Annotated in this window: 16 protein-coding genes; all 16 read right to left on the reverse strand. The window is 73.1% G+C overall.

Going from position 1 to position 25,176, the window contains the following annotated elements; all coding sequences use genetic code 11:
• Positions 1–129 precede the first annotated feature (129 nt).
• Positions 130–1,626, reverse strand: coding sequence for an FG-GAP and VCBS repeat-containing protein (locus tag ACSMXW_RS09220; protein ID WP_485805112.1), 1,497 nt, complete (start codon positions 1,624–1,626; stop codon positions 130–132).
• A gap of 422 nt (positions 1,627–2,048) precedes the next feature.
• A complete protein-coding gene (obgE, locus tag ACSMXW_RS09225) occupies positions 2,049–3,485 on the reverse strand; it encodes a GTPase ObgE (protein WP_485805114.1) in 1,437 nt (478 codons plus the stop codon).
• A gap of 131 nt (positions 3,486–3,616) precedes the next feature.
• Complete coding sequence (gene rpmA / locus ACSMXW_RS09230) at positions 3,617–3,871, reverse strand: 50S ribosomal protein L27 (protein WP_485805116.1); 255 nt, start codon at positions 3,869–3,871, stop codon at positions 3,617–3,619.
• A gap of 14 nt (positions 3,872–3,885) precedes the next feature.
• Positions 3,886–4,206 (reverse strand): 50S ribosomal protein L21, encoded by a 321-nt coding sequence (gene rplU, locus ACSMXW_RS09235; protein WP_485805118.1) that lies wholly within the window; start codon positions 4,204–4,206, stop codon positions 3,886–3,888.
• Between the two features lie 350 nt (positions 4,207–4,556).
• Positions 4,557–9,179, reverse strand: coding sequence for an Rne/Rng family ribonuclease (locus ACSMXW_RS09240; protein ID WP_485805120.1), 4,623 nt, complete (start codon positions 9,177–9,179; stop codon positions 4,557–4,559).
• A 232-nt stretch (positions 9,180–9,411) separates the two neighbouring features.
• On the reverse strand, positions 9,412–10,254 hold the full coding sequence (locus tag ACSMXW_RS09245) for a TIGR03936 family radical SAM-associated protein (protein WP_485805122.1): 843 nt from the start codon (positions 10,252–10,254) through the stop codon (positions 9,412–9,414).
• Positions 10,255–10,678: 424 nt separating this feature from the next.
• Complete coding sequence (locus ACSMXW_RS09250; protein WP_485805124.1) at positions 10,679–12,628, reverse strand: TIGR03960 family B12-binding radical SAM protein; 1,950 nt, start codon at positions 12,626–12,628, stop codon at positions 10,679–10,681.
• Between the two features lie 326 nt (positions 12,629–12,954).
• Positions 12,955–14,517: a CYTH and CHAD domain-containing protein gene (locus tag ACSMXW_RS09255; protein WP_485807907.1), complete on the reverse strand. Its 1,563-nt coding sequence runs from the start codon at positions 14,515–14,517 to the stop codon at positions 12,955–12,957.
• Between the two features lie 312 nt (positions 14,518–14,829).
• Positions 14,830–16,026: a rod shape-determining protein RodA gene (gene rodA / locus ACSMXW_RS09260; RefSeq protein ID WP_485805126.1), complete on the reverse strand. Its 1,197-nt coding sequence runs from the start codon at positions 16,024–16,026 to the stop codon at positions 14,830–14,832.
• Between the two features lie 2 nt (positions 16,027–16,028).
• On the reverse strand, positions 16,029–18,485 hold the full coding sequence (mrdA, locus tag ACSMXW_RS09265) for a penicillin-binding protein 2 (protein WP_485805128.1): 2,457 nt from the start codon (positions 18,483–18,485) through the stop codon (positions 16,029–16,031).
• 325 nt (positions 18,486–18,810) lie between these two features.
• Complete coding sequence (mreD, locus tag ACSMXW_RS09270) at positions 18,811–19,485, reverse strand: rod shape-determining protein MreD (RefSeq protein ID WP_485805130.1); 675 nt, start codon at positions 19,483–19,485, stop codon at positions 18,811–18,813.
• A 10-nt stretch (positions 19,486–19,495) separates the two neighbouring features.
• Positions 19,496–20,566: a rod shape-determining protein MreC gene (gene mreC / locus ACSMXW_RS09275; RefSeq protein WP_485805132.1), complete on the reverse strand. Its 1,071-nt coding sequence runs from the start codon at positions 20,564–20,566 to the stop codon at positions 19,496–19,498.
• A 244-nt stretch (positions 20,567–20,810) separates the two neighbouring features.
• On the reverse strand, positions 20,811–21,830 hold the full coding sequence (locus ACSMXW_RS09280; RefSeq protein ID WP_485807908.1) for a rod shape-determining protein: 1,020 nt from the start codon (positions 21,828–21,830) through the stop codon (positions 20,811–20,813).
• A gap of 464 nt (positions 21,831–22,294) precedes the next feature.
• Positions 22,295–22,708, reverse strand: coding sequence for a nucleoside-diphosphate kinase (gene ndk / locus ACSMXW_RS09285; RefSeq protein ID WP_485805134.1), 414 nt, complete (start codon positions 22,706–22,708; stop codon positions 22,295–22,297).
• Between the two features lie 334 nt (positions 22,709–23,042).
• Positions 23,043–23,375 (reverse strand): DUF4233 domain-containing protein, encoded by a 333-nt coding sequence (locus ACSMXW_RS09290; RefSeq protein ID WP_485805136.1) that lies wholly within the window; start codon positions 23,373–23,375, stop codon positions 23,043–23,045.
• 3 nt (positions 23,376–23,378) lie between these two features.
• Positions 23,379–24,917, reverse strand: a complete 1,539-nt coding sequence (gene folC / locus ACSMXW_RS09295; protein ID WP_485805138.1) for a bifunctional tetrahydrofolate synthase/dihydrofolate synthase — start codon at positions 24,915–24,917, stop codon at positions 23,379–23,381.
• Between the last annotated feature and the right edge of the window lie 259 nt (positions 24,918–25,176).

Consider the following 25,176-nt stretch of genomic DNA (forward strand, 5'->3'; position numbering starts at 1 on the left):
CCCTCTCCCACGCCGATGTGATTGATTGCACATGGGAATCCGGCGCCTCCGCGCCGGTTTCCCGCCGAGGGCCGGCCCCGGAACCTGACACGCGTGCCGGCGCCCGGGCGGGCACCGGCACGCACACGGTCAGAAGTCGAAGCCCGAACCGAGCTTCGCGTTCGCGGCCACGGTTCCCAGTGTGCCCGCACCGAAGGTGAAGGAGCCGGAGGGCGTCACTTTGGAGGCGGTGGAGCGGAAGACCCAGACGGAGCCCGCGTCGGCGTTCTCGCCCGTCGCGCCGGCGACGAGATCGGCCGTGCCGTTGGCGTCGGTGTCGACGAGCTTGGTGGCCGCGCCGAACCGGTCCTTGGCCTCGGCGGTGCCGGGGACGCCCGCGGTGTCCTGGCTGAGGCCCGTGGCGCCGGTGCCCGTGAGGCCCTTGGCGCTGCCGCGCATGGTGATGACGCTGCCCGCGTGGGTCTTGCCGTCGAAGCTCTCGCCGGGCACGCCCACGGCCACATCCGCGTAACCGTCGCCGTCGATGTCGCCGACCGACACGCCGGTACCGAAGTTGTCGCTGTTGCCGTAGCCGTCGGCACCCTCGGCGACGCCCGGAATGCCGGGACTGTCCTGGTTGAAGACCTCGGCCAGCGAGACGTCGGGGCCCTTGGCGCTGCCCGGCAGGTAGGTGACCATGCCGCCCTTGGCCAACGGCAGATCGAGGTCGCTGTCGTAGCCGTCGACGGCACGGCCGACGACGATGTCGGCGTACCCGTCGCCGTTCACGTCGCCGATGTCCAGGTTCTCGCCGCCCTCCAGGCGCCCGCCGTCGGGCTTGCGCATGGTGACGTAGGGCGCGGGTCCCTCGCCGGTGCCCTGCCAGTAGGTGATGCGGCGGTCGTCGTACTCGTCGCCGTCGTTGGCCACGGCGGCGATGTCGGTCTTGCCGTCGCCGTTCACGTCGCCGGCGGCCAGGTCCAGGATGCGGCTGTCGTACTCGTCCGTGACGTCGCGCACACCGCCGACCGGGGCGCCGTTGCGGTCGAACGGGCCGGTGAGGACGCGCAGGTCCTTGTAGCCGGCGACGGTCGCGAGGTCCGGGACCTTGTCGCCGTCGAAGTCACCGGCCACGGTGTGGCCGCCGACCGCGTCGTGGGCCTCGGCGCCGTTGAGCAGCGTGGCCGAGCCCGCGAGGCCCTGGGGGCCGCCCCAGATGACCGCGAGCGAACCGGCGTTGGAGCCGGCGGTTCCGACGTCCTCGCCCACGGAGCCCACGACCAGGTCCGCGTAGCCGTCGCGGTCGAGGTCGGCGGTGGTCACCGAACTGCCGTAGGCGTCGCCCTCCTCGGCGACGCCCGGCATGCCGGGCTTGTCCTGGTCGAAGACCTGCTTGGTGGAGGTCCGCAGGCCGCTCGCGGAGCCGTACATGACGGCGACGTAGCCGGCCCCCGCCTTGCCGTCGACGGTGGCGTCGGGGGCGGCGAAGGCGACATCCGCGTAGCCGTCGCCGTTGAAGTCGTCGTGGAGTGACGCGCCGGAGGACTGTGCGGCGGGGTTTGCGAACGCCATGGGAGCGGTCACCGTCAGGCTGACCGCGATCGCCGCCACCAGGCCGAGACCGGCTGTCGCCGTGCGCTTGTTCATGAACCAACCTCCTGGACGTGGGCTGTGGGGGGCTGTCCGATGACCTGCCGTCCGTGGATCGGGCGAACTGCGGCGTGCGCTCCGTGGCGCGGTCCTGCTGGGTGCACGCGGACAACGAGAAGGGTGTGGAGCGGCGTTGCACGCTCCACACCCTTCCGAGACTTTTCAGGTCCGGCGATGGTTGTACACCTCTGCGTAACCTTCAGGGCGGGGGGAGGTAACCCACAGGACGCCCGGGGTCCCAGACGCCACACGGGACCTCGGACGTCCGCGCGACACGTGACCTCAGGCCGCGCCACACGAGGCCTCAGGCCGCGCGACACGGGACCTCGGGCGTCCGCGCCACACGGACCCGGGCGCCGCGTTCCGGCGTGCCGTCCGGTGTGCCGGGCTTCGGCCCCGGGAAGGGCCGCGTCACCGCGTCAGAACGGCCCGAACTCGTCGTACGCGCGCTCGGCCTCGTCCCGTTCGGCCTGACGGTCCCTGCGGCGCTGGGCGGCCGGGCGCAGGGTCTCCAGGCGGTGGTCCTCGCCGCGGCGGCCGAGCATCTCGGCACCGGCCAGCATGGTGGGCTCCCAGTCGAAGACGACCGCGTCGTCCTGGGGGCCGATGGCGACGCCGTCGCCCGCGTGGGCACCGGCCTTCAGCAGTTCGTCCTCGACGCCGAGGCGGCTCAGCCGGTCGGCGAGGTAGCCGACGGCCTCGTCGTTGCTGAAGTCGGTCTGGCGCACCCAGCGTTCGGGCTTGGCGCCGCGGACCCGGAAGAGGCCGTCCGCCTCCCGGACGACGGTGAAGCCCGCGTCGTCGACCGCCTTGGGGCGGATGACGACCCTGGTGGCCTCCTCCCGCGGGCGCCTGGCGCGCGCCTGCGCGACCAGGTCGGCCAGTGCGAACGACAGCTCCCTGAGCCCGGTGTGCGCGAGGGCGGACACCTCGAAGACCCGGTGGCCGCGCGCCTCGAGCTCCGGGCGGACCAGCTCGGCGAGGTCCTTGCCGTCGGGCACGTCGGTCTTGTTGAGGACGACGACGCGGGGACGGCCCTCCAGGCCGCCGTACTGCTTCAGCTCCTCCTCGATCACGTCGAGGTCGGAGACCGGGTCGCGGTCGGACTCCAGAGCGGCGGCGTCCAGGACGTGCACCAGGACGCTGCACCGCTCGACGTGCCGCAGGAACTCCAGGCCGAGGCCCTTGCCCTGGCTGGCGCCCGGGATCAGGCCGGGTACGTCGGCGATGGTGTAGACGGTGGCGCCCGCGGTCACCACACCCAGGTTGGGCACCAGGGTGGTGAACGGGTAGTCCGCGATCTTCGGCTTGGCGGCGGAGAGCACCGAGATCAGCGACGACTTGCCCGCGCTCGGGTAGCCGACGAGCGCCACGTCGGCGACGGTCTTCAGCTCCAGCACCACGTCGCCCGACTGACCGGGCTCGCCGAGCAGCGCGAAACCGGGGGCCTTGCGGCGCTGCGAGGCGAGGGCGGCGTTGCCGAGGCCGCCCCGGCCGCCCTGTGCGGCGACGTACGAGGTGCCGTGGCCCACCAGGTCGGCGAGGACGGTGCCGTCCTTGCCGAGCACGACGGTGCCGTCCGGCACCGGCAGCACCAGGTCCTGCCCGTCCTTGCCGGCGCGGTGGCCACCCTCGCCGGGGCGGCCGTTGGTGGCCTTGCGGTGCGGGCTGTGGTGGTAGTCGAGCAGGGTGGTCACGGACTGGTCGACGACGAGGATCACATCGCCGCCACGCCCGCCGTTGCCCCCGTCGGGGCCGCCGAGGGGCTTGAACTTCTCCCGGTGTACGGAGGCGCAGCCGTGGCCTCCGTTACCCGCGGCGACATGCAGCTCGACGCGGTCCACGAAGGTGGTCATGGTGAGTGCCTCCTGTGTCAGACGCAGAAGGCGGACCCGCTTCCCCGCGCCGGGAGAAGGAAGGTCCGCCTTCGGCAGTGGTCGATTCCGACCGGCATGTGCCGATCAGCTCTGATCCGGCAGTGTGCCGATCAGGGGACGGGAACGATGTTCACGACCCGGCGGCCACGGCTGGTGCCGAACTGCACCGAGCCCGCCTGCAGGGCGAACAGCGTGTCGTCCCCGCCGCGGCCGACGCCCGCACCGGGGTGGAAGTGCGTGCCGCGCTGGCGGATGATGATCTCACCGGCGTTGACGACCTGGCCGCCGAAGCGCTTGACGCCGAGCCGCTGAGCGTTGGAGTCGCGACCGTTCCGGGTGGACGATGCGCCCTTCTTGTGTGCCATTTCTTCTCAGTCCCTTACTTCGCGGCCGGGGGGATCTCGGTGACCTTGATCGCCGTGTACTGCTGGCGGTGGCCCTGCCGGCGGCGGTAGCCGGTCTTGTTCTTGTAGCGCAGGATGTCGATCTTGGCGCCCTTGTGGTGGTCCACGACCTCGGCCTGGACCTTGATGCCGGCCAGCACCCACGGGTCGCTGGTCACGGTCTCGCCGTCCACGAGCAGCAGGGTGGAGAGCTCCACCGCGTCGCCCACCTTGGCCGTGGAAATCTTGTCTACCTCAACGATGTCACCGACAGACACTTTGTGCTGGCGGCCACCACTGCGCACGATGGCGTACACGCGGATCTCACTCTCTGTACTCGAAGCGGGACCTCTGACGCCAGCCGTCCAGATAGGCCTGGGCCCGGCGACCGACGGGACTCGCCCGGCGGAAGGAACGGCCTCTCCAGGGGAGGTCCTTGGGGAACCGACCGGAGGAAGGTGCTCAGAGGGGTGGCGTTCGAACGCCGACGGTCAAGGTTACACGGCGCGTGTTCCGCCGGCCAAACCGAGGGGTGTGCCCCGGTAGGGGCCGTGGTGACCTGCGGCGGTGGTGGGTCACGCGCGCCCACGCGGCGGAGCCGTATGCCTGCAGAGCCCCGCGCCCCCGCGGTGGGCCGGGGCCCGGCCCACCGCGGGGGAACGTGGCGTCAGTCGTCCGTGGAGGCCGTGACGGAGGCCGGAGACTGCTGCTCCGCCGCCGCGGTCTTCTTCGACGTCTTCTTCGCGGTCGTGGCCTTCTTCGCCGTCGTCTTCTTGGCGGCGGCCTTGGCCGTCTTTCCCGCGGGCGCCTTCTTGGCGGCGCTCTTGGCTGTCGAGGCCTTCTTGGCCGTCGTCTTCTTCGCGGCCGTCTTCTTCGCGGGGGCCTTCTTGGCGGCGGCCTTCTTCGCCGTCGCCTTCTTGGCCGTGCTGCGCGCCGCACGCTTGGCCGCGGCGGTGTCCTCGGCCTCCGCCGTCCCCGGAGCCTCCGCTGTCCCCGGAGCCTCCTCCGCGCCGGCGGCGGCGGCCTCCTCCGCGGCCTCCTCGTCACGGCCCGCCGCCTCGTTGGCCTCCGGGACCTCGGGGGTCTCGGGGACCTCGGGAGCCTTCGGGGCCTCCGGGGTTTCCGCGTCCCCGGCCGGGCCCGCGGGCACGACCACGACGGCGGCTTCCTCGGGCGCGGTGGGAGCGGTGGCCTTGCGGACCGCACGGCGCCGCGGGCGGGCCGGAGCCGCGCCCTCGGCGGCAGCCGGCTCGGCGGCACCGGGCTCCTCGGGTGCGGGCCGCGCGGGCGCGGCCTCCGGGGCCGCCGCGGGCTCCACCGCGGTGGTCTCCGGCACCGTCACCTCCGCCGCCTCCGGCGCGCCCGCCGGGGCGGCCGTCTGGCGGGTCACCCGTCGGCGGCCACGGCCCCGGGGCGCGGGCGCGCCCTCGGCGGCCGGTGCGAACGCGGACTCGGCCAGCGGCTGGCCGGGCTCGGTCGCCGTCTGCTCGGGCTCGGCCAGCATCTGGGGCTCGGCCGCGGTCTGCTCGTCCCAGGCCTTGGCCGCCTCGCGCTCCTCGGCCTCGCGCTCCTCCGCCTCCGCGGTGACCCTGGGCGCGCCCGCGGGTGCGGACACCCGGCGGGTGGCGCGGCGGCGCGTGCGGCGCCCGGCCCGGCCGCCCGCGGCGGCCTCCGCCTCGGCGACGCTGCTGTACAGCTCCTCGTCCGGCTGGAACTCGGGACCGGGCAGCGCCACCGCCTCGGCCACGTCCTCCGCCACCTCGGCGGCCGTCTCGACCACCAGATCGCGGTCCGCGGGCTGCGGCTCGGGCCTGGCCTGCTCCGGGACGGTCTCCGCGCCCCGGCCGCGCTTCTTGCGCTTGCCGCCGCCCACCGCGGACGGCTGCTCCATGTGCACGATCACACCGCGGCCGTTGCAGTGCACACAGGTCTCGGAGAACGACTCCAGGAGGCCCTGGCCGACACGCTTGCGGGTCATCTGGACCAGGCCCAGCGAGGTGACCTCGGCCACCTGGTGCTTCGTGCGGTCCCGGCCCAGGCACTCCAGCAGGCGCCGCAGCACCAGGTCGCGGTTGGACTCCAGCACCATGTCGATGAAGTCGATGACGACGATGCCGCCGAGGTCGCGCAGCCGCAGCTGGCGCACGATCTCCTCGGCCGCCTCCAGGTTGTTCCTGGTGACCGTCTCCTCCAGGTTGCCGCCCTGGCCGGTGAACTTGCCGGTGTTGACGTCGATGACGACCATCGCCTCGGTCTTGTCGATCACCAGCGAGCCGCCGCTCGGCAGCCAGACCTTGCGGTCCAGCGCCTTCAGGAGCTGTTCGTCGATCCGGTAGGTGGCGAACACGTCCGTCTCGGAGGTCCACCGCGTGAGCCGCCCGGCGAGGTCCGGGGCGACGTGCGCGACATACCCGTGGATGGTCTCCCAGGCCTCGTCACCGCTGACGATCACCTTGGAGAAGTCCTCGTTGAAGATGTCCCGCACGACGCGGACGGTGAGGTCGGGCTCGCCGTACAGCAGCGTCGGGGCGTTGCCGCTCTTGGACTTCTTGCGGATCTCGTCCCACTGCCCCTGCAGGCGCTCCACGTCGCGGCGGAGCTCCTCCTCGCTGGCGCCCTCGGCGGCGGTGCGCACGATCACGCCCGCGTCCTCGGGGACGATCTTCTTGAGGATGGTCTTCAGACGTGCGCGCTCGGTGTCCGGCAGCTTGCGGCTGATGCCGGTCATGGAGCCCTCGGGCACATACACCAGGTAACGGCCCGGCAGGGAGACCTGGCTGGTCAGCCGGGCCCCCTTGTGACCGATGGGGTCCTTGGTGACCTGGACGAGGACCGACTGGCCGGACTTCAGCGCGGTCTCGATGCGCCGGGGGCCGCCGGAGAGGCCGAGCGCCTCGAAGTTGACCTCGCCCGCGTACAGGACGGCGTTGCGGCCCTTGCCGATGTCGATGAAGGCGGCCTCCATGGAGGGCAGTACGTTCTGCACCTTGCCCAGGTAGACGTTGCCCACGTAGGAGGTCGACTGCTCCTTGTTGACGTAGTGCTCCACGAGGACGTTGTCCTCAAGGACGCCGATCTGGGTGCGGTCGCCGTGCTGGCGCACCACCATGACGCGCTCGACGGCCTCACGGCGCGCCAGGAACTCCGCCTCGGTGATGATCGGCACCCTGCGGCGGCCCTGCTCGCGCCCCTCGCGGCGGCGCTGCTTCTTCGCCTCAAGTCGGGTCGAGCCCTTGATGGACTGCACCTCGTCGGAGCCGGTCGTGGACCGCTCCTCCTTCTTGCGGGGCTCGCGGACCTTGACGACGGTGCGCTCCGGGTCGTCGGCGGCCGTACCGCCCTCGCCCGCGGTGTCGCCCGCGCGCCGGCGCCTGCGGCGGCGGCGCCGGCTGCTGCTGGTGCCGGACTCGCCCGCTTCCGCCTCGTCGCGCTCCCGGGCGGCGTCGGAGTCGTCGCCGTCGTCGTCCGCGGCGTGCTCTGCGTCCTCGCGGTCCTCGGGCTCGTCCGACTCGTCCTGCTCGGCGGAGTCGCCGCCCTCCGCGGCCTCTCCACGACGCCGCCTACGGCCGCCCCTGCGGCGCCGGCGGCGCGAGCCGGTCTCCTCGCCGTCGTCCCCGTCGGCCGCCTCGTCGGGCTCGGCGTCCTGCCCGGACGCGTCGAGGTCGCCGTCCTCGTCGGCTGAGCCGCCGCCGGCCGCGGACCGTTCCGCGGGGCCGTCGGCGACGGCGCGGCGGCGCCTGCGGCGGCGTGAACGGCTCTCCGTCTCCTCGGTGTCGTCGAGGTCGTCGGAGGCGTCGGCGCGCTCGTCGTCGGCCGCCTCGGCGGCGGCCTCGGCGGCGGCGCGCTCGGGGGTCTGGAACCTGGGCTCGGTGAACACCGGCGCCTGGAAGACGGCGACGGCGGGGCGCGCCGGCCGTGCCGACGGCTCGTCCTGGCCCGCCGCGGCCTTCTCCGCCGCCCGGTCCGGCCGCTCGGCGGACTGCTGCGACGGCACGGACTGCTGCGGCTGGGACGCCGCGGACTGCTGCGGGACGGACGCCGCGGACGGTGCCGTCACGGCCGACGGCTCCGCGGTCGCCGTGGGGGCCTGCTCGGGCGCGGCGAATCCACTCGCCGCCTTGCGGGTCGCCCGGCGGCGTACGCGGCGCGGCTCGGCGGGCTCGTCGGTGCCGCCGTCGGCGGCGGGGGTGCCGCCGGGGCCCTCGGAGGACGCGCTGCCGGGCGCGGCCTGGGGTTCGGTGGTCTCGGAGGCGGTGGCGGCCGGCTCGGCCTTCTTCCGCGTCCGGCGGCGCGCGGACGCGGCACCGCCGGCCGTCGCACCGGCATCGGCCGGCGCCCGGCTGGCGGGCACGGAGACGGGCTCGGCGTCTGTGCCGGAGGCGGACGCGGCCTCGGCGCCCTCGGCGGCCTCGGCGCCCCGCGTGGGGGCGGTGGCCTCGGCGGTCCGGCCGGGCGCGGAGGCATCCGTCTCGTCCGCGTCCTCGGCGTCGGCCGCGACCTCATCGGTGGTCGCGGTCTCCTCGGCCTCCTCGGCCTCCTCGGCGGCCTCCGCCTTCGCGGCGCTCACGGTGTCCGTGGTGGCCTCGGTGTCCTCCGGGCGCTTCTCGGCGTCCTGGCCGCCGGACGTGGCGGCCGTCCCGGCGGAGGCGCGGGACTCGGCACCCTCGGCGGCCCTGGGCGCGCCGGCGGGCGCCGACGCACGGCGGCGCGAACGGCGGGCCGGCGCAGGCGCGGTGGCTTCCTCCGTGCCCGAAGCGGTGGCCTCGGAGGCGGCCTCAGCGTCGGCCGCGGCAGCAGGGGCAGGCGCGGCGGGCTCTGCCGCGGGTTCCGCGGAGGCGGGGGCGGGGGCCGGGGCCGTGAATGGCTCGGCCTCGGCGGCCTTGGGCGCGCCTGCGGGCGCGGAGGCACGCCGACGGCGCCGCGGGGCCGCTGCGGGCGCCTCGGCGGCCGGGGACTCCCCGGTCCCGGCGGTCTCCCTGGTCCCGGCGGTCTCGCCGGTGGCCGCGACGGCCGGCTCTCCGGCCGTGTCCGCGGCGGCCGGCCGGCCGGCCGCGGAGGGCCCGGAGGCGGCGTCTGCGGCCTCTATGGCGGCCGGTGCGCCGCCGCTCTCGGCGGTGGCACCGGTCACGGTCACGCCCTCGCTGCGGACCTCGGCCTCGGACGCGGCGGTCGTGGGCGGGCCCGCGGGGCGGGATGCGGCACGGCGGCGACGACGCGGTGGGAGCGTGTCGCTGGGGGTGTCGGTGGTGAAGTTCTCTGAGCCCTCAGTGGGTTCGTTCGGCTCAAGCATCCGGGCGTTTCTCCCGTCAGGCTCCCGGGCGCCGCGCTGTACCGGTGACGTCCACGGTCCGCACGTCGTGCGCGGGACCGCCTTCCGGGGCGCGGGCGCCGCACGGGAGCTCTCTGTGTCTTGTCTCGCCGGTTCCGTATGCGGTGCGTACGGCCTGGCGAAAGTCTTCTGGTCGGTGCGCTGCCCGACCCAGGTGGCTCCCGAGTACAAGGGCGGCGCTGCGACGACCGTCCTACGCGGGACCTTCCGGCGCGGCTGCCTGCGCGGCGGCGAGCCCGGCGGCCCCTGGTCGCTCGGCCGGGGCGGCCGTTACTGCCTCGCGGTCGGGCGCGAGCGGGTCGGTCACCGTGCCGGTCGCCTCATCGAATGGCCCCTGCGCCAGCCTGGTCACCCCTACGGCAACGGGCGGCGCCAGGTCGGCCACAGCTCGGAGACCGGACAGGACGTCGTCGGGTCGTACGGCAGGCGTCACGTGCCGAACCACCAGGCGCAGTATCGCACAGGCCTGGTCCCCGGGCCTATCAGCCACGGTCGCGGCGGTGCCCGGACCGGTCGGCCCGGTGCCGGGAGTGGTCGTCCCGGGGCCGGCGACCGTGAGATCCACGACCGCGCCGCGGGCGTCGAAGGTGCGCATACCGCTCTTGGTCCTGCGCTGCACCTCGACGGTGTCCGCGGCGGTGAAGGCCGCGACCGCACGCTCCGCGTCGGCTGTGCTGACGCCGGGCAGGCGCAGCTCCCACACGGATGCGGTGAGCCGCTCGGCCAGATGCGGGGTGCGGGCCTCCACGGCCTCGATGACGTCGAGCCCGGTGGGCAGCGACGCGTCGAGGAGCTCGCGCACCTTGTCCGGGTCCCGCTGCTCGGCGAGCGCGATCTCCAGGTACTCGGCCTCACTGCCCGTGCCCGTGGGTGCGGCGTTGGCGTACGACACCTTGGGGTGGGGGGTGAAGCCGGCGGAGTAGGCCATGGGGACCTCGGCGCGCCGCAGGGCGCGCTCGAAGGCACGCTGGAAGTCACGGTGGCTGGTGAACCGGAGGCGGCCGCGCTTGGTGTAGCGCAGTCTGATGCGCTGCACCGCGGGTGCGGGCGGCGGGCCTTCGGGCTGTCGCTTGCCCAGTGGTACGTCTCCTTGTGTGCTGCGGTCCGCGGCGCCTTCCCGCCGCGGGGCCGGCCGGCGCTTCCGGCGCCGCCCCGGCCGGGTACGGCTCCGCACCGGCGGAGCTCAGGCGCGCCCGAACCTTCTTCCAAGAGTACGCGCCAGATGCCCGCCGAGTTCCCCGCGGGCCCCGGGCGAGGCGCCGGAGGGGGCACGGGCGCCGGTGAGCGCCCCGGTACGAGTGGCCGCGCCCCTCCTGGTACGAGTTGGCCGCGTCCCCCGGGACCGGGCCTCGGAGCCGCCCCCGGCCCGACGCCCGGAATCCGGCATCCGGCATCCGGCATCCGGCATCCGCCGCTTCGACCGGCGGGGTCGGTACGGAACCCGTTCCGCGGCCCCCGCCTCAGTGCGCGTGTCCGCTGCCCGCCGGCTTCCTGACCGTCAGCGGCAGCAGCTTCCTGCCCGTGGGGCCCACCTGGATGTGCGTGTCCATCTGTGGGCACACCCCGCAGTCGAAGCACGGCGTCCAGCGGCAGTCCTCCACCTCCGTCTCGTCGAGGGCGTCCTGCCAGTCCTCCCAGAGCCAGTCCTTGTCCAGGCCGGAGTCCAGGTGGTCCCAGGGCAGGACCTCCTCGTAGCCGCGTTCCCTGGTGGTGTACCAGTCGACGTCGACGCCGAAGGCGGGGAGGGTGCGGGCGGCGCAGGACATCCACCGGTCGTAGCTGAAGTGCTCGCGCCAGCCGTCGAAGCGGCCGCCGTCCTCGTAGACGGCGCGGATGACGGCGCCGAGGCGGCGGTCACCGCGGGAGAGCAGGCCCTCCACGATGCCGGGCTTGCCGTCGTGGTAGCGGAAGCCGATGGAGCGGCCGTAGCGCTTGTCGCCGCGGATCCTGTCGCGGAGCTTCTCCAGGCGGGCGTCGGTCTCCTCCGCGGAGAGTTGCGGCGCCCACTGGAAGGGGGTGTGCGGCTTGGGCACGAAGCCGCCGATGGAGACCGTGCAGCGGATGTCGTTGGAGCCGGAGACCTCCCGGCCCTTCTGGATGACCTTCATGGCCATGTCGGCGATCTGGAGGACGTCGTCGTCGGTCTCCGTCGGCAGGCCGCACATGAAGTACAGCTTCACCTGCCGCCAGCCGTTGCCGTACGCGGTGGCGACGGTGCGGATCAGGTCCTCCTCGGAGACCATCTTGTTGATGACCTTGCGGATGCGCTCGCTGCCGCCCTCGGGGGCGAAGGTGAGGCCGGAGCGGCGGCCGTTGCGGGTGAGTTCGTTCGCCAGGTCGATGTTGAAGGCGTCCACCCGGGTGGACGGCAGCGAGAGGCCGATCTTGTCGTCCTCGTAGCGGTCCGCGAGGCCCTTGGTGATGTCGGCGATCTCGGAGTGGTCGGCGGACGACAGCGACAGCAGACCGACCTCCTCGAAGCCGGTCGCCTCCAGGCCCTTGTGCACCATCTCGCCGATGCCCGTGATGGAGCGCTCGCGCACCGGGCGGGTGATCATGCCGGCCTGGCAGAACCGGCAGCCGCGGGTGCAGCCGCGGAAGATCTCCACGGACATCCGCTCGTGCACGGTCTCCGCGAGCGGCACCAGGGGCTGCTTCGGGTACGGCCACTCGTCCAGGTCCATGACCGTGTGCTTGGAGACCCGCCAGGGCACGCCCGAGCGGTTGGGGACGACCCGGGCGATACGGCCGTCGGGCAGGTACTCGACGTCGTAGAACGCGGGCACGTACACCCCGCCGGTCTTCGCGAGGCGCAGCAGCAGCTCCTCGCGGCCGCCGGGGCGGCCCTCCTGCTTCCAGGCGCGGATGGTGTCCGTGATCGTGAGGACGGCCTGCTCGCCGTCGCCGATGACCGCGGCGTCGATGAAGTCCGCGATGGGCTCGGGGTTGAACGCGGCGTGGCCGCCGGCCAGCACGATGGGGTCGTCGTCGCCGCGCTCCCGGGCGTCGAGCGGGATGCCCGCGAGGTCGAGGGCCGTGAGCATGTTGGTGTAGCCGAGCTCGGTGGCGAAGCTCAGGCCGAGCACGTCGAAGGCCCGCACCGGGCGGTGGCTGTCCACCGTGAACTGGGGCACGCCGTGCTCCCGCATCAGCGCCTCCAGGTCCGGCCAGACGCTGTAGGTGCGCTCCGCCAGGACGCCCTCGCGCTCGTTGAGCACCTCGTAGAGGATCATGACGCCCTGGTTGGGCAGGCCGACCTCGTACGCGTCGGGGTACATGAGCGCCCAGCGGACGTCGCAGGAGTCCCACGGCTTGACGGTGGAGTTGAGTTCTCCGCCGACGTACTGGATCGGTTTCTGCACATGCGGGAGCAGGGCTTCGAGCTGTGGGAAGACCGAGTCGACAGACATCTCGGGACTTTCGTGAGCGGACACAGATGACCCTCCACCCTAACGCGGCGCGGGGACCGCTCCGTACGCCCACCGGACGGGCGGTCGTGCGTCCGTGCGTCCATGCGCGTCCGTGCGTCCATGCGCGTCCGTGCGTCCGTGCGCGTCCGTGGGTCCGTGCGCGCACCGGCGTGCCGGCCACAGGAGTCCGGGGCACAGGAGCCGCAGGAGTCCGGCCCGCACGAGTCCGGGCCGCACGAGTCCCGGCCGCACGAGTCCCGGCCGCACGAGTCCCGGCCGCACGAGTCCCGGCCACAGGACTCCGGGCCGCACCGGGCGGTGCCCGCTCACCCCTCCCGCTCGGCGACGCGCCTCTCGTCGTCGGCCGCGCGCTGTTCCTCGCGCCCGTACAGCAGTCCGTACGGGAAGGTGCTCTCGCCCGCGCGGTGTGCCTGCTCGGACAGCTCGTGGAGGGCCCTGCGCGCCATCACGCTGTCCTGGTGGTCGCCGAGTACGGACTGCACGCGCTTGGCCCGGGAGACGGTCTTCCCCGCCTTGGAACCGAGCACGGGACGCGCCGCCTCGGCCGTGTACCGCAGCCGCTTGGCCGCCTTGCGCGCGCTGTGCAGGGCCGCGTCGCGGTCCGGGCCCGGCGGTCGGCGCAGCGCCTCGGCCATGCGGCCTGCGAGCCGTTCGCGGTCCCGTCGCACCGCCTTGGCCAGCACCTTCCGGGGCTTCCGGGTGGCGGCCCGGCGCAGCGGCGGGTCGGCGAGCAGTCCGTCGACCGTGTCCAGCAGCCTGAGGTAGCGCTCGCCGTCCAGGACGCCGGTCAGCCGGGCCCGCGCGTCGCCCCGCCGCTCCTGCGACCAGCTCTCCATACGGGCGCGTACGGGGCCGTCGGCCAGGTCGGGCGGCAGGTGGTCGAGCGCGGCGGACAGCCGTTCGGCCAGCACCTCGCCGTCGCGGCCCGTGCCCAGTTCGCCGGCGAGCCACTTCAGCTCGTCGGCGACGGGTGCGGTCACGGAGCGGTCCAGGACCGTGCGGTAGGACCGCAGGGCGCTGCGCATCCGGCGGGTGGCGACGCGCATGCGGTGCACGGAGTCGGGCATGTCGCGGCGGACGGCGGGGTCCATGTCGACCAGGGCGTCGCGCTGGGTGCGGAGGTAGTCGAGAACGGGGCCCGCGGCGGGCGCGGGGCGGTCGCCCACCCGGGGCTCCGGTGCGGCGTCCCGTTCCGGCCCGGCGCCGCCGCGGGCGGCTCCGGTCTCCTCCAGTGCCCTGGCCAGCTTCGACGGTGAGCGGGACGGCCGCCAGCCCGCCGTGCGCAGCTCCGCCTCGGCCTGGTCGAGGAACTCGACGGCGGCGCCGTCGGCCAGTTCCACCTCCGCCTCCGTCCACTCCGCCGTACCCGCGCCGGCGGCGCCGTGCGGCGGGCCCGTCAGCCGCTCGGCGTGCACCCGGTCGAGGGCCACCTCGGCGAGGAGGGTGCCGGTGCCGTCCAGGAGGTGGGTGAGCCGCCGGTCCGAGCGGAGCCGGACGACGGGGCGGAGGGGGGCGTTCCGTACCCGGGAGCGCACCAGGCGCGCCAGGTCCTCGGGGGGCGCCTCGGCCGGTGCCCCGGCTCCGTGCTCCGGTCCGCCGGACAGCGGTGCGTGGACCTCCTCGCGTATCCCCTCGGCGAGCGGGAGTTTCAGGTGCCAGCCCTCGTCGGTGCCGCCGGTGCGGCGGCGGAGGGTGATCCGGTCGGCGGCGAGCCGCTGGTCGGGGGTGTCGTAGTAGGTCGCGTCCAGTGCGATGAGGCCCTTGTCCTCGACCGAGGCGACGCCCGGCACCCGGGCGAGGTCCGGAAGGCCGGCCTCCTCAGAGGGCCCCTCGTACTTCCGTTCGATCTCGCGCTGTGTCTCCGCCATCATGGGCTCTTTCGCACCGTGCGACGTCATGTCGTCCCCGCAACGACCAAGCGTAGTCGGGCACGGAGCGCCCGTGTCAGGGGCGCGGGGCTGCGGCCTGGGGCACCTCCCGCGCCTTCGGGCAGTGGGAGGGGCTCCGTCGCGTGGGCGCGAGCGGCCACGACGACACCGGCGCAGCTCCCCTCGCCCCTCCAGGCGCGTCCGGACGGGCGCAGACCCTCCCCGCGTCCGGACGGGCGCAGACCCGTCCCCGCGCCCGGACGGGCGCAGACCCGCCACCGGAAGGGCCGCAGGCCGGGGGCCGACTCCGGGCTAGCCCAGAGGTCGCTGCACGCGGATCGACTGCAGCAACCCCACCGCCATCCACACCGCGAACATCGACGACCCGCCGTACGACACGAAGGGCAGCGGCAGGCCGGCCACCGGCATGATGCCCAGCGTCATGCCCACGTTCTCGAACGACTGGAAGGCGAACCAGGCGATGATGCCCGCGGCCACGACGGTGCCGTACAGCTCGGTCGTCTCGCGGGCGATGCGGCAGGCGCGCCAGAGCACCACGCCGAGCAGCAGCAGGATCAGCCCGGCGCCGACGAAGCCCAGCTCCTCCCCCGCGACGGTGAAGACGAAGTCCGTCTGCTGCTCGGGCACGAACTGTCCGGTCGTCTGGGAGCCGTGGAAGAGCCCGGTGCCCATCAGCCCGCCGGAGCCGATGGCGATCCGGGCCTGGTTGGTGTTGTAGCCGACGCCGGACGGGTCGAGATCCGGGTTGGCGAAGGCGGCGAAGCGGTTGATCTGGTACTGGTCCAGCACGTGCAGCTGCCAGATGGCCACCGCGCCGGCCGCGCCCGCCGCGATCAGTCCGAAGACCCACCGGTTGGAGGCGCCGGAGGCGAGCAGCACCCCAAGCACGATGAAGACCATCACCATGACCGAGCCGAGGTCCGGCATCAGCAGCACGATCAGGATCGGCACGAGGGCGAGACCGAGGGACTGCAGGACCGTGCGGTGGTCCGGGTGCTCACGGTCGCCCGCGTCGACCCGGGCCGCCAGCAGCATCGCCATGCCCAGGATGATGGTGATCTTGACGAACTCGGAGGGCTGGAGGGAGAACCCGGCGGGGAACACGATCCAGGCGTGCGCGCCGTTGATGGTCGCGCCGAGCGGGGTGAGCACCAGCAGGACCAGCAGCACCGAGAGGCCGTAGAGGATCGGCACGACGGTGCGTAGGGTGCGGTGGCCCACCCAGATGACCCCGATCATCAACCCGATGCCGATACCGGTGTTCAGCAGGTGCCGCAGCAGGAAGTAGTACGGGTCGCCCTGGTTGAGCGTGGTGCGGTTGCGGGTGGCGGAGTAGACGAGGGCCGCGCCGATCAGGGAGAGCAGGACGGACGACAGCAGGATCGGCCAGTCCAGCTTGCGCAGCACCGAGTCGCGCGCGAACAGTCGCGTCCAGCTGGAGCGCTGGGGTCCGTATCCGGAGACGGAGAAGCCGTGCGGGCCAGCCATCGTCAGTTCCGCCTCCAGATCACGGGCTCACCGGGTGGCGCCGCGTACGGGCCCCCGTCGCTCTGCTGCTCACCCGTGGGGCCCGCCAGGGCGACCGCCGGCTGCGCGCCGCCTTCGGGCCCGGTCGGCTGGAAGGCCGGCTGGAGCCCCGGGGCCGCGGGTTCGGCCGGCTGCCGGTAGGCCGCGGGCTGGAGTGCGCCGCCCGGTGGCTGCACGGCCTGCTGGTCCTGGCCGCCCGGGTTCTGGGCACCCGGATCCTGGGCCCCCGGGTCCTGGCCGCCCGGCTGCACCTCACCCGTCTGCTGGTTGGTGCCCTGCCCGGCCCCCTGCCGCGCGCCGGTCTCGTCGCCGTGCGGGTTGTACGGCTTGATCTCGGGGGAGTCGATGGAGCCGTCCGACTGGATCTTGGGCAGGCTCTTCTGCGGCGTGGGCAGCAGCGCCTTCTTCTTGTCGATCTTGCCGGACTGGTCGACGCCGTACAGCGCGTCGTAGATCTTGCGCACCGCGGGACCCGAGGCGCCGGAGCCGGTACCACCCTGGGAGATCGTCATCACGACGGCGTAGTCCTTGGTGTACGTGGAGAACCAGGACGTGGTCTGCTTGCCGTAGACCTCCGCCGTGCCGGTCTTGGCGTGCATCGGGATCCGGTTCTGCGGCCAGCCCTGGAACCGCCAGGCCGCCGTGCCCCGGGTCGCGACGCCCGCGAGAGCACCGTCTATCTCCTTGTTCAGCTTGGCGTTCATCGGCAGCCTGCCCTGGACGTGCGGCTTGATCTCCTGGATGTGCTTGCCGTCCGGGCTGACGATCGCCTTGCCGATGGTGGGCCGGTAGAGCGTGCCGCCGTTGGAGAGGGCGGAGTAGATCATGGCCTCCTGGATGGGCGTGACGAGGGTGTCGCCCTGGCCGATGGCGTAGTTCACGGAGTCACCGGCGCGCATCCGGTTGCCTTCGAGGCAGTTCTCGTAGGCGATCCGCTGGACGTAGTCGCCGTTCTTCTTGCCGGACTTGCACCAGGCGTCCTTGTTGGCCTCCCAGTAGTCCTGCTTCCACTTGCGGTCCGGGATCCGGCCGGTGACCTCGTTCGGCAGGTCGATGCCGGTCTCCTTGCCGAGGCCGAACTGGTGGGCGGTCCTGTAGAACCAGTCGTTGGGGTGCTTCTTCGGGTGGTTGCCGCCGTCCTTGCGCCACTCGTCGTACCCGACCCGGTAGAAGACGGTGTCGCAGGAGACCTCCAGGGCGCGGCCGAGGTTGATGTTGCCGTAGTTCTCGGACTCGTAGTTCATGAAGGTCTGGCTGCCGATGTTGAACGAGCTGGTGCAGGCGTAGTTCCCGTTGAAGGGGTGCCCGCCGTTCACGGCCGCGGTGGTCGAGACCACCTTGAAGGTGGAGCCGGGGGCCGACTGGCCCTGGATGGCGCGGTTCAGCAGTGGGTAGTTGGAGTCCTTGCCGGTGAGCTTGGCGTAGTCCTTGCCGGAGATCCCGCCCACCCAGGCGTTCGGGTCGTAGGAGGGGTTGGAGGCCATGGCGACCACGCGGCCGGTCTTGGCCTCCATCACGACGACGGCGCCCGAGTCGGCCTTGTACTTCTCGTGGGTGACCGGGTCGATCTGGGTGCGGGCCACCTTCATGGCGTCGTTCAGCTCGTACTCGGCGACCCGCTGCACCCGGGCGTCGATGCTGGTGATGACGTTGGCGCCCGGCTCGGCCTTGTCGCTCTCGGCCTGGCCGATGACCCGGCCGAGGTTGTCCACCTCGTAGCGGGTGACGCCGGCCTTGCCGCGCAGCTCCTTGTCGTACTCCTGCTCGAGGCCGTTGCGGCCGACCTCGTCGGAGCGGAGGTACGGCGAGTCGGTGTGCTCGGCCTTCTTGATCTCCTCGTCGGTGACGGGCGAGAGGTAGCCAAGCACCTGGGCGGTGTTGGCGTCGCCCGGCGAGGGGTAGCGGCGGACCGCGGTGGGCTCGGCGGTGATGCCGGGGAAGTCCTCGGAGCGCTCGCGGATCTGGAGGGCCTGCTTGGGGGTGGCCTCGTCGGTGATGGGGATCGGCTGGTACGGGGAGCCGTTCCAGCAGGGCTGCTTGGTGTGGGCGTCGCAGAGCCGGACGCGGTCCATCACGTCCTTGGGCTTCATGCCCAGCACATGCGCGAGCTTGGTGAGCACCGCCGTGCCGCCGTCCGCCATCTTCATCAGCTTGGTGCGGGAGGCGGAGACGACCAGACGGGTCTCGTTGTCGGCGAGCGGGACACCCCGGGCGTCGAGGATCGAGCCGCGCACCGCGGGCTGCACCACCTGCTGCACGTGGTTGCCCGAGGCCTCCTTGGCGTACTGCTCGCCCTCGCGGATCTGCAGGAACCACAGCCGGCCGCCGAGGGTGAGCAGAAGGGAGACGACGAGGATCTGGATGACCACGAGCCTGATCTGGACGCGGGGCGTGCGACCGGTCTCCGGGATGTTCGTCACGCCGTTCCTCCCCTCGGTTGGTGCGGTGCCGATGTCGCGGGCGCGGGGGCGCCGGGTGACGCGGACGGGTGTGCGGGGACCGGCGTGCACCGGCTCCCGGGACGGGTGTGGTCCCCGGGACGGATGTGGCCCCCAGGACGGATGTGGCCCCCAGGACGGATGTGACGACCCTCGGGGCGGGGGTGGCAGTCCCCCGGGCGACGGCGACCCTCGGCGCGGGCGCGGCAGCCGCCCGGGCGACGACGACCCTCCGCGCGGGCGTGGCAGCCCCCGGGGCGACCGCGGTGAACCTCGCGACGGGTGTGGCGGTGGGCGGGCAGGGTGGTCACAGCCGCTTGACCCCCTTGATGCGCCCGGCGCGTGCCACGCGCGCCTTCGCCGCTCTGATCCGCAGGCCGCCGCCGCGCTGGTCGCCGATGTTCAGGCCGGTGCCGGAGGCGAGCCAGCCCGAGGCGACGTCGGCGGAGGTGCCGCTGCCCGCGGCGTCCGCGAGCGGGTCGTTCTCGGCGCGCTTGGCGAGGGCGATGAGGAACGGCACGGTGAACGGCGCCAGCAGCAGGTCGTAGAGCACGGCCGTGATCAGCAGGCTGATGAGGCCGACGTGCCGGGCGGCGGTGTCGCCGACCAGGGCGCCCACCCCGGCGTAGAGGAGCGTGGAGCCGACGGCGGCACCGGCCACCACCAGCATCGGGCGCGCCAGCGAGTTCAGGCGGCCGTGCTCCGGCTTGGCGAGGCCCGCGGCATAGCCGACGACGCAGAGCACCAGCGCGTAGCGGCCCGCGGCGTGGTCGGCGGGCGGCGCGAGGTCGGCCAGCAGGCCCGCGCCGAAGCCGACCAGAGCGCCGCCCACGTGCCCGTAGACCAGGGCGAGCGCGAGCACGGTGAGCAGCAGCAGGTCGGGGACGGCACCCGGGAGGTGGAGCCGGGCCAGGACGCACACCTGGAGGACCAGGGCGACGATCACGAGTGCCGTGGAGAGCAGCATCCGGTTGAAGCGCATCGTTCAGCTCCTACTGCTCAGGCTGCGGGGCGACGCCGCCCTGGGGTTGCTGGGCGTTGCCCGGTGGCTGACCGCCGTCCTGGGGCTGCTGAGCGCCGCCGCCCTGCTGGTCCCCGCCGGCCGGGTTCTGGTTCTGGTTCTGGTTCTGCTGGTTCTGGTTCTGGCCCTGCGGGGCGCCGGGGGTGACGGTCACCGTGACGGTGGGCCTGGGCGTCGGCTTGGACGCCGGGGGCAGCACGGCGTCACGCGGGTCCGTGCGGGGCGGCTGGACGACCACGCCGATGATGTCGAGCTTGGTGAACGACACGAACGGCTTCACGTAGACCGTGCGGGTGAGGCCGCCGGCGGACGGGTCGACCCCCACCACCGTGCCCACCGGGACACCGGGCACGAACGGCTTGTCGGCCTCCGAGCCGAAGGTGACGAGGCGGTCGCCCTTCTTCACCTTGGCCTTGCCGTTGAGGAGCTGGACGCGCATCGGGCGGTCACCGCTGCCGGAGGCGAAGCCGAGCTCGTCGGTCTTCTCCATCCGGGTGCCGACGCTGAAGTCCGGGTCGTTGGCGAGCAGGACGGTCGCGGTGTCGGGGCCGACGGTGGTGACGCGGCCGACCAGGCCGTCGCCGTTGAGCACGGTCATGTCGCGCTTTATGCCGTCCTTGCTGCCCGCGTCGATGGTGACGGTCCAGGAGAAGCCCTGGGCCGCCCCGATCGCGATGACCTGGGCGCCCTTGATGCCGTACCGGCCGGTGCCGGCGGTCTTGAGCATCTTGTCGAACTGGCGGAGCTGGCTGCGGGTGCGGTCGTCGCTGCCCAGCCTGGCCTTCAGGGCGGCGTTCTCCCGCTCCAGCTCGGAGACGCGGTCGTGGCGGTGCCCGGAGTCGCGGACGGCGGCGATGGCGTTGCCGACCGGGTCGACGGCTCCGGAGAGGCCGTTCTCGACCGGGCCGAAGACGGTGGCGGCGGCCTGCCGGGCACCGTCGACCGGGGAGTCCTCGCCACCGCGGATGTCCACCGTGATCAGTGCGAACGCGATGGCGATCAGCAGCACCAGGAGCAGCCGGCTCTCTCGTGTGTCCCTCACGTGCGGCGGCCGTGCCTTCCTCTTCGGAATCTCGGTGTGTCGGCTTGTCGGGGGTCGTCTGGGGGGCTGGGGGGTGTCTGGGGGTCCGAGCTTTGTCGGTGCGGTGCGCGGGGCCGGGGTGGTGTCGGCCGGGTGTCATACGGTCCGAAGAGGCCGGGGGCCGAGGGCTTCGGGGTGTGTCATGCCTCGGGAGCGAGGAACCGCCGCACGGGACGGTGCGTCCGTACGGCGGGTTCCGGGTGGTTCATCGGCGCGGCTGGGCGTCCAGGACCTGCTGGAGTGCCTCGAACTCCTCGACGCACTTGCCCGAGCCCAGGGCCACGCTGTCCAGCGGGTTCTCGGCGATGTGGATGGGCATGCCGGTCTCGCGGCGCAGTCGCTCGTCCAGGCCGCGGAGCTGGGCGCCGCCGCCGGTGAGCACGATGCCGCGGTCCATGACGTCGCCGGAGAGCTCCGGAGGGCACTTGTCCAGCGTGGTCTTGACGGCGTCCACGATGGCGTTGACCGGCTCCTCGATGGCCTTGCGGACCTCGGCCGCGGAGATGACCACGGTCTTCGGCAGGCCGGAGACCAGGTCGCGGCCGCGGATCTCGGTGTGCTCGTCGGCGTCGATCTCGTAGGCCGAGCCGATGGTGATCTTGATCTGCTCCGCGGTGCGCTCACCGAGCAGGAGCGAGTACTCCTTCTTGATGTGCTGGATGATCGCGTTGTCGAGCTCGTCGCCCGCGACGCGGATCGACTGGGCGGTGACGATGCCGCCGAGCGAGATGACCGCGACCTCCGTGGTGCCGCCGCCGATGTCCACGACCATGTTGCCGGTGGCCTCGTGGACGGGCAGGCCGGAGCCGATGGCGGCCGCCATGGGCTCCTCGATGATGTGCACCTGCCGCGCGCCGGCCTGCGACGACGCCTCGATCACGGCACGGCGCTCGACGCCGGTGATGCCCGAGGGGACGCAGACGACGACCCGCGGACGGGCCAGGTAGCGGCGCTTGTGGACCTTCAGGATGAAGTAGCGGAGCATCCGCTCGGTGATCTCGAAGTCGGCGATCACACCGTCCTTCAGGGGCCGCACGGCCACGATGTTGCCCGGTGTGCGGCCGATCATCCGCTTGGCCTCGGTGCCCACGGCGAGGATGCCACCGGTGTTGGTGTTGATCGCGACCACGGAGGGTTCGTTGAGAACGATGCCCCGGCCCCTGACGTACACCAGCGTGTTGGCGGTCCCGAGGTCGACAGCCATGTCACGGCCGATGAACGACATGTTGCTCCCCATGAGGATGCGTCTGGCCTTCCCAAGTGGCTTGTGATGGCTTTTCAGGTCGGCAAAGGATGGGTGCGGTGGGTGCTGCTGTGGCGTGAAGGCTTCTATCGTAGTCCGGCCTGCACAGACCCTGCGCGAGGGTCTTCGCCATTGTCAGCAGATGATCCGCCGCCTCGCTAATGCAGACGTGCCGATGGAGGCATGCGTTCCCCCGATCGGCGCGCATATGCCCCTCGGCGGCCGGTTTTCTCCGGCCGCACCTGGTCGGACACGGGTCCGGCTGACTCACCGTCAGGAAATTCCCTTCATGCCCCGGGCCGCACGGGGTGGCGGGGCGGAGCCCGGCGGGGTGGCCGCAGACAGCGGACCCCGGGAGGGCGGTGTGCCGGGGCGGGCGGTGCCGGCAGGCAGGTGCCGGCAGGTGGGCGCCGGCAGGTGGGCGCCGGGGCGGGCGGGTGCCCGGCTCAGGCGAGGCCGGGGAAGAAGATCTTCAGCTCGCGCTGGGCCGACTCCTCGGAGTCCGAGGCGTGGATGAGGTTCTCCCGGGTGACCGTGCCGAAGTCGCCGCGGATGGTGCCGGGCTCCGCGGCGATCGGGTCGGTCGGGCCGGCGAGCCGCCGCACCCCCTCGATCACCCGCTCGCCCTCGGCGACCAGCGCCACCACGGGACCGGACCCCATGAACTCCACCAGCGGCTCGTAGAACGGCTTGCCGACGTGCTCGGCGTAGTGCTGCTCCAGCGTGGGCCGGTCGAGGGTGCGCAGCTCCAGCGCGACGATCCGCCAGTCCGCCTTCTGCTCGATACGACGGATGATCTCACCGACCAGCGAGCGGCGGACGGCGTCCGGCTTGAGGAGGACGAGGGTGCGCTGGGTCACGGCGGTGGCTCCTTCGGTGAGCAGATGTCGGGTGAGCGGATGTGGGGATCAGAGATTACCCGCCGTGGCCGTGCCCCTCTTACGTGACGTCAGCCGTGGGGCCGGCCCCGGCAGGGCGGGACGTCACCGTGGGCCGAGCCCCGGCAGGGGCGCGGGGCACCGCGCGACCAGCTGGAACGCGACCGCAGGTCGCCACCGGCCCGAAGGGGCCGTCTCTGCCGCCGGGCCGTGGGCCGGTGGTCCGAAAGACGGCCGGGACTCCCCACGGGGCATGGCGACCGCGGGTCGCCCCGCAGCCCCGCGCCCGGGGAGCCGGGGCCCGGCCCGCGATCGGCTAACCGGCGGCCTCTCGGGCCGCCTTCGCCTCGTCGACCTTGCGGCCGAAGTGCACCGAGCACCACCACAGGCCCGCGAAGGCCGCACCCAGGAAGAACATCGCGGGGACCGCGAAACCGGCGGCGATCAGTGCCACCTGGAGGGCCCAGCCGAGCTGCACCCCACCGGGCCGGGTGACCATGCCGCAGAGCAGCAGGCTGAGCAGCATGGCGCCGCCGCAGACCGCCCAGACGGTGGTCATGGACAGGGCCGGGTCCTTCATGGCCACCAGGCCGGCGAAGCCGACGACGAAGAACTCCCCGAGCAGGGTCGACGCGCAGAGGGTCCGCACGGGTCAGCCCCTTCCCAGGAGCAGTCGGGCCTCGCCGACGGTGAAGACGGAGCCGGTGACGAGGACGCCCGCGCCCGCGTACTCCCCCTCCTCCTCGGCGAGGGTGATGGCGGCCTCCAGGGCGTCGTCGAGCCGGGGCTCGACCTGGACGCGGTCCTCGCCGAAGACCTCCACGGCGACCCCGGCCAGCTCGTCGGCGCTCAGGGCGCGCGCCTGGGAGTACTGGGTGACGACGATCTCGGTGAAGATCGGCTCGAAGGCCTCCAGCAGGCCCCGGACGTCCTTGCCGTCGCTGGCGCCGACCACGCCGATCAGCCGGCTGAAGGAGAAGACCTCGCTGACCGCGTCGGCCGTGGCACGGGCGCCGGCCGGGTTGTGGGCGGCGTCCAGGACGACGGTGGGCGAGCGGCGCACCACCTCCAGGCGGCCCGGGGAGGCCACCGAGGCGAAGGCCTTGCGGACGGTGTCGATGTCCAGGGTGCGGCTGTGCTCGGCGCCGACGCCGAAGAACGCCTCCACCGCGGCGAGGGCCACCGCGGCGTTGTGCGCCTGGTGGGCGCCGTGCAGCGGGAGGAAGATCTCCTCGTACTCGCCGCCCAGGCCGCGCAGGGTGAGCAGTTGCCCGCCGACGGCGACCTGGCGGGAGACCACGCCGAACTCCAGGCCTTCCCTGGCGACCGTCGCGTCCGCCTCGGCCGCGCGCTTGAGCAGCACCTGCGCGGCGTCCACCGGCTGCTGGGCCAGGACGACGGTGGCGCCCTGCTTGATGATCCCGGCCTTCTCCACGGCGATCTCGCCGGGGGTGCCGCCGAGCCGGTCGGTGTGGTCGAGGTCGATGGGGGTGACCACGGCCACCGAGCCGTCGATCACGTTGGTGGCGTCCCAGGAGCCGCCCATGCCGACCTCGACGACGGCCACGTCCACGGGCGCGTCGGCGAACGCGGCGTACGCCATGCCGGTCAGCACCTCGAAGAAGGAGAGCCGGTACTCCTGCCGCTCGTCCACCATCTCGATGTACGGCTTGATGTCGCGGTAGGTCTCCACGAACCGCTCGGGCGCCATCGGGGCGCCGTCCAGGCTGATGCGCTCCGTGATCGACTGGACGTGCGGCGAGGTGTAGCGGCCGGTGCGCAGCTCGAACGCGGTGAACAGGGCCTCGATGATCCGGGCGGTGGACGTCTTGCCGTTGGTGCCCGTGATGTGGATCGAGGGGTAGCTGCGCTGGGGCTCGCCCAGGACGTCCATCAGGGCGGTGATGCGGGTGACCGAGGGCTCCAGCTTGGTCTCGCCCCAGCGGGTCGCCAGCTCCGTCTCGACCTCGCGCAGGGCCCTGTCGACCTCTGGGTCTGCGGGGCGGGCCGGGACGTCCGGCTCGGGCGGGCCGGCCTGGGTCCGCAGGGTGCGGCTGCCGGCCTCGATCACCGCGAGGTCGGGGTCACGGCCCGTCTCGGCGTCCACGATGTCGTCGAACCGCTCCAGAGGATCCGGCTCACCGTCACCGTCGTCACCGGGCACGCTGTCGTACGGGGGGTTCTCACTCACGCCCCCAGTCTACGGAGCGGCCGGGCCGGGGCCGCCGCGCCCCGGCGGGCACCCTGACGGCACGGGTCGCACACGAAGGGGCGCGGGGAACTGCGCGAGCAACCACAACGCGACCTGCGGGTCGCCACCGGCCCGGAGGGGCGGTCTCTGCCGGAGCCGGACCACCGGCCGGGGGTTCCCGCGCCCACGCGGCGGAGCCGCATGTCGGCACGGCCCCGCACCCCTCTCGGGCCACCGCCCACCGCCAGGTGACCCCCGG

It is taken from the genome of Streptomyces sp. DSM 116793, assembly GCF_057320905.1.